This window comes from Pseudomonas sp. UBA6699 (genome assembly GCF_002454615.1).
Lineage (GTDB): Bacteria > Pseudomonadota > Gammaproteobacteria > Pseudomonadales > Pseudomonadaceae > Aquipseudomonas > Aquipseudomonas juntendi.
In genome coordinates this window covers 1-5,433 of the sequence record NZ_DKJF01000040.1, presented here as the reverse complement: position 1 = coordinate 5,433, position 5,433 = coordinate 1, and the positions used below count along the sequence as shown (strand labels likewise).

General features: G+C 59.7%; 4 protein-coding genes. 1 reads left to right on the top strand and 3 read right to left on the bottom strand.

The window, feature by feature from the left end; all coding sequences use genetic code 11:
- Positions 1-124 precede the first annotated feature (124 nt).
- Positions 125-625: a thiol peroxidase gene (gene tpx / locus B3361_RS07730; protein WP_054881982.1), complete on the bottom strand. Its 501-nt coding sequence runs from the start codon at positions 623-625 to the stop codon at positions 125-127.
- A 564-nt stretch (positions 626-1,189) separates the two neighbouring features.
- On the opposite strand from tpx, the gene B3361_RS07725 reads away from it, so the two are divergent.
- Complete coding sequence (locus B3361_RS07725) at positions 1,190-2,377, top strand: Bcr/CflA family efflux MFS transporter (protein WP_029887941.1); 1,188 nt, start codon at positions 1,190-1,192, stop codon at positions 2,375-2,377.
- Between the two features lie 72 nt (positions 2,378-2,449).
- Here B3361_RS07725 and B3361_RS07720 read toward each other — a convergent pair whose 3' ends face one another.
- Both B3361_RS07720 and B3361_RS07715 read right to left on the bottom strand, forming a co-directional pair.
- Complete coding sequence (locus B3361_RS07720; RefSeq protein WP_054905891.1) at positions 2,450-3,730, bottom strand: serine/threonine transporter; 1,281 nt, start codon at positions 3,728-3,730, stop codon at positions 2,450-2,452.
- Positions 3,731-3,968: 238 nt separating this feature from the next.
- Positions 3,969-5,165 carry an aromatic amino acid transaminase gene (locus B3361_RS07715; RefSeq protein ID WP_054905892.1) on the bottom strand — a complete coding sequence of 399 codons (1,197 nt, stop codon included), beginning with the start codon at positions 5,163-5,165 and terminating at the stop codon, positions 3,969-3,971.
- Positions 5,166-5,433: the final 268 nt, after the last annotated feature.

The following is a 5,433-nucleotide window of genomic DNA, read 5'->3' as shown; positions in this document are numbered from 1 at the left end:
GCGGCGCTCGATCTCACAAGCGCTAAAGATGCCACGGCGAGCACTGACAACCCTGCAGAGCAGAGCTGCACTCTTTCCTACAGGGCTATCACAACATCAAAGCGCTCCGCGACAGGCGCGCTGCTTACTTCAGTACCGCCAGTGCAGCCTCGTAGTCCGGTTCTTCAGCGATTTCGCCGACCAGCTCGCTGTGCAGCACTTTGTCGTTCTCGTCCAGCACCACCACGGCGCGGGCGGCCAGGCCAGCCAGCGGGCCATCGGCGATGGCCACGCCGTAGTTTTCGAGGAACTCGCGGCCACGCAGGGTCGACAGGTTCTTCACGTTCTCCAGGCCCTCGGCGCCGCAGAAACGTGCCTGCGCAAACGGCAGGTCGGCGGAGATGCACAGCACCACGGTGTTGGCTACATCGTTGGCCTGGGCGTTGAACTTGCGCACCGAAGTGGCACAGGTTGGGGTGTCGACGCTCGGGAAGATGTTCAGCACCTTGCGCTTGCCGGCGTAGTCTTTCAGCGACTTGTCAGCCAGGCCTTCACCCACCAGGGAAAAAGCCGGAGCCTGGGCGCCGGCCTGTGGCAGGTTGCCGTTGACCTGGACCGGGTTGCCTTTGAGAGTCACTTGAGCCATGACGAAATCCTTATGCGGGGTTTGAAAAGGACACCGAGTTAAGCATGAAGGCGGCCTAGTGCCTATGGGGGCGGGTGAAATTCTTCTATGGCCAGACTTTTTATGTGGATAAAAGCGGATACCCCTAACGCAGGACAGCAACCACCCTTCTCGCTCACCTTTAAAAGCCTGATAACAATGTTTGTTGTTTAGGCTCGCACAATGGAAGGAGCTTGGTTTCCAACATGCTCGCAAGGCCTGTGGTAGAGGCGATCCGGCCCAACTAATCGCCCACTCGCAGATAGCAAGGTAAATAATCCTACAAATCTATCGGAAATTTCGCCTGCGCGAATATCTTGTACATCTTAAAAGAGGCGCTACTATCGGAGGGGCCATAATAAAACGAACCTGATGGATATTTATATCAAGCCTATCAAGATGGAGTCCGCAAAACTTGCCAACAAGCCCCAACGAGCCAGCGAGCGCGATGCCTAATTGCGCACCGACGCTGCGAGCTATTGAGCGTACCGAATTGCTAGCCAACGAAGATTATTTCTTGCTATTTAAAGCTTCCGGGTTGGTAGCATGATCGCTTACTCAGCTAAACTGCGCTACCCTCTGTACTCGACATTGCTGGTTCTGATATCCCTGCTAGGGGTATTTCCGCTGGATGTGATCCTACCCTCATTCCCTACGCTGGCAGATAGGTTTCGGGTCGGTGCAGAGCAGATAGCCTACTCGGTGAGTTTCTTTGCTGTCGGCGTTGCAATGGCGCAACTCGTCATCGGCCCTCTGTCGGATAGTATCGGGCGCAAACGTCTGTTGCTGGGCGGGCTCGGATTAGCCATTTTAGGGGCGCTTGGTTGCGCATGCTCTACCACCTATCAAATGTTCATGGCATTCCGTTTACTACAGGCGCTGGGGTGTGGCAGCCTCGTCTTAGGCCAAGCGCTAGTGCAGGATCTATACAGAGATGAACATCGTAATACCATGCGAATCCTCTTAACCAGCTCAAGCGGGCTGTTCATCTCAATATCACCGCTGGTAGGTGCGCTCCTCCAGCAATCCTTTGGCTGGCAGGCAAGCTTTATAAGCTTCGCTATTATCGCTTCTATAGTTTCACTCCTGGCGTACGTACTCCTACCAAGTACAACTGCCTTGCAACGCAAAGCGCCCGGTATTTCCAGTTATCGTATAATGCTGCGAGACACGACCTTCCTCGCCTATACACTGCAGACCAGTCTCGCCTTCTCCTGCCATTTTTCCTTTATCGTGATAGCACCACTCCTCCTGATGAGCAGGTTGGGGCTGACGACCTATCAATTTTCCATTGTATTTATTGGCTACGGGGTGGCATACATCGCCGGGGGAGCGGCTGCAACCTATCTGAACCGACGTGTTAGCCCACAGGCTCAAATAAAAGCGGGCTTTCTGCTCATCAGCGCCGGGGGCATAACCCTTGTTATCTGGGAACGGTTTTCGGAGCTATCTGTGGCAGGCATTATGCTAGCTGTGCTCATATGTACTACAGGGACAACGCTGGTGCGCCCGGCCGCGACGACGCAGGCCTTGGCACGCTATCCATGTCAAGCGGGTGCTGCAGCATCGCTTAACACGACATTCCTGTTCGCTGGGGCTGGCGGTATAAGCAGTGTGGTAGCAGGCGTCGAGCGTACGCTTCCAGGGGGCTTGGGGCTGCTGTTCGTGCTAGCGAGCTTGTGCGGAGGGTGGCTACTTGCTTACACCAAGGTCGATGAAATCCCATGCAGGTGAGACCCTGATTTCACGCGCAAAAAACCCGGGCGGCGCCAGCCAACCCGGGCTTGTTTCATAGCCAGCCGTGACTCAGCCCAGCAGGCCGTACACCACCGAAGTCAGCGCAACCAGGCCCACCACTACCACGAATACGTTGGACGCCGCGCCGCTGTACTTGCGCATGGACGGTACACGGCGGATGGCGTACATCGGCATCAGGAACAGCAGCACCGCAAGGATCGGGCCGCCGAGCGATTCGATCATGCCGAGGATGCTCGGGTTGAGGGTGGCGACGATCCAGCACACTACCAGCATCAACCCTGCAACCCCCCGGTCCAGGGCCTTGGCGCCCGGGCGCGCGCCGGTCTTGGCGATAATGCCCTTGAGGCCTTCACTGGCACCGATGTAGTGGCCGAGGAACGACTTGGCGATGGCCACGAATGCAATCAGCGGCGCGGCAAACGCGATGGTGGGGTTGCTGAAGTGGTTGGCCAGGTACGACAGGATCGACAGGTTCTGCGCCTTGGCTTCAGCCAGCTGCGCGCTGCTCAGGGTCAGCACACAGCTGAACACGAAGAACAGCACCATCACCACCATCAACAGGTGGGCACGGCGCAGAATCTGCCCGCTGCGCTCATCGGCGTGGTCGCCGTAGCGGCGTTTCTGGTCCACGGCGAAGGCCGAAATGATCGGCGAGTGGTTGAAGGAAAACACCATCACCGGAATGGCCAGCCACAAGGTGTGCAGGAAGGCCGAGGCCGGTGGCACCTGGGTGGCGCTATCGAGGATACCGCCAGTCCAGTGCGGCACCAGGTACAGGCCCAGCAGCGCCAGGGCAACGATGAACGGGTATACCAGCAGGCTCATGACCTTGACCGTGGCCTGCTCGCCGCAGCGCACGATGGCCAGCAGGCCAAGAATCAGCACGAACGACAGCATGGCCCGTGGCGGTGGCTGCAGGTGCAACTGGTGCTCGATGAAGCTGGACACGGTGTTGGTCAGCGCCACGCTGTAGATCAGCAGGATCGGGAAGATGGCGAAGAAGTACAGCACGGTGATCGAGGTGCCCGCAGTGCTGCCGAAATGCTCCTTGACCACCTCGGTGATATCACCACCGGTGCGCCCGGAAAGCACGAAACGGGTCAACCCACGGTGGGCGAAATAGGTCATCGGGAATGCCAGCACGGCCAGGACCAGCAGCGGCCAGAAGCCGCCAAGGCCGGCGTTGATCGGCAGGAAAAGGGTGCCAGCACCGATGGCGGTGCCGAACAGGCCCAGCATCCAGGTGGTGTCGTGCCGCGCCCAGTTACCGAGGGTGGCGGGGGTCGATTCTGCAAAGCGTTGTTCAACGCTTGGGGCCTGCTCATTCATTCCGGGTGAAGCTCCACTCGCAAGACTGCAACAGGCTGAGAATGGCGAAATGGTGCGTTCGCCCAACTCAACCGGAAAAGAGGGGCGCGATTGTGCACGGAAAGGTTGCACTTGCGAAGCCCTTTTCCGAGGGGCGGTTGCACTTGTCTTTACAAGTGGCAGGCATCGCGGGTGTTGCGCGGTGGATGCAGGAGCGGCCTTGCAGCGCGAACGGGGTGCTCAGCACCCCGATGCAGGGTTACTTCTGCACGGCAGCAAACGCCTCGGCTACCCGTTGAAGGTTGGCTGGGCGCAGGCCGGACATGCACACGCGGCCGCTATCGATCAGGTACACGCCAAATTCGTCGCGCAGGCGGCGGACCTGCTCGACGCTGAAGCCGGTGTAGCTGAACATGCCACGCTGGCGCAGGAAGAACTGGAAGTCCTGGCCTGGAAGCAGCACGGCCAGGGCATCGACCAGCGCCTGGCGCATATCCAGAATGCGCTTGCGCATCACTTCGACTTCCTCGGCCCACTGGGCATTCAGGCCGGCATCGCCGAGCACACCAGCCACCAGTTGGGCACCGAAATTGGGCGGGCTGGAATAGTTGCGGCGCACGGTGGCCTTGAGCTGGCCCAGCACGCTCTGTGCGGTGGCCGCGTCGTCGCACACTACTGACAAGCCACCGACCCGCTCGCCATACAGCGAGAAGATTTTCGAGAACGAGTTGCTGACCAGGCACGGTACGCCGGCACGGGCCATTTCGCGGATGGCGTAGGCGTCTTCGACCAGGCCCTCGGCAAAGCCCTGGTAGGCGATGTCGAGGAACGGGATCAACTGGCGGGCCTTGACCACTTCGACCACCTGCTGCCACTGGTTCTGGGCCAGGTCGGCACCGGTCGGGTTATGGCAGCACGGGTGCAGCAGGACCACGCTATTGGCCGGCAGCGCTTGCAGGGTGGCCAGCATGCCCTCGAAGTCGACGCCGCGGGTGGCCTGATCGAAGTACGGGTAGGTGTGCACCTTGAAACCGGCACCCTCGAAGATGGCACGGTGGTTGTCCCAGGTCGGGTTGCTGACCCAGACTTCCGACTGCGGGAAGTAGCGCTTGAGGAAGTCGGCGCCGACCTTCAACGCGCCAGAGCCACCTACGGTCTGCACCGTGGCCACGCGCCCACCCGTCACGGCCGGGTGATCGGCTCCGAACAGCAGCGCCTGAATCGCCTGACGGTAGCTGGCCAGGCCTTCCATAGGCAGGTACAGGGACGCTTCATGGTCCTGGCCGGCGATGCGCTTTTCCACCGCATCCACCGCCGCCAATTGCGGCACCACGCCGGCCTCATCGTAATACAGGCCGATGCTCAGGTTGACCTTGTCGGCGCGCGGGTCGGCCTTGAAAGTTTCCATCAACGAGAGGATCGGGTCGCCGGCATAGGCATCGACATGTTTGAACACAGCGTGCAGCTCCTTGGATCAGGACAGTACGAAAAGTCAGCCCTGAGCATACCCGCACACACGGCTCAGGAACATCCACTAATGTGCAAGGTTGTCTATGCAACATTGCATGGCCAGGGTTTTATGCTGACAGTGATGGCCTAATCGCCGCCAGCTCCCACAGGGAGCGCCTCAGGGCTGACAGGTGTTTGCCACAAGGTATGCAGCGCCTGTTAGAGCGAGCGCCGCCCGCGCGGCGCATCGCGAGCTGCGCTCGCTCCTACGTTTG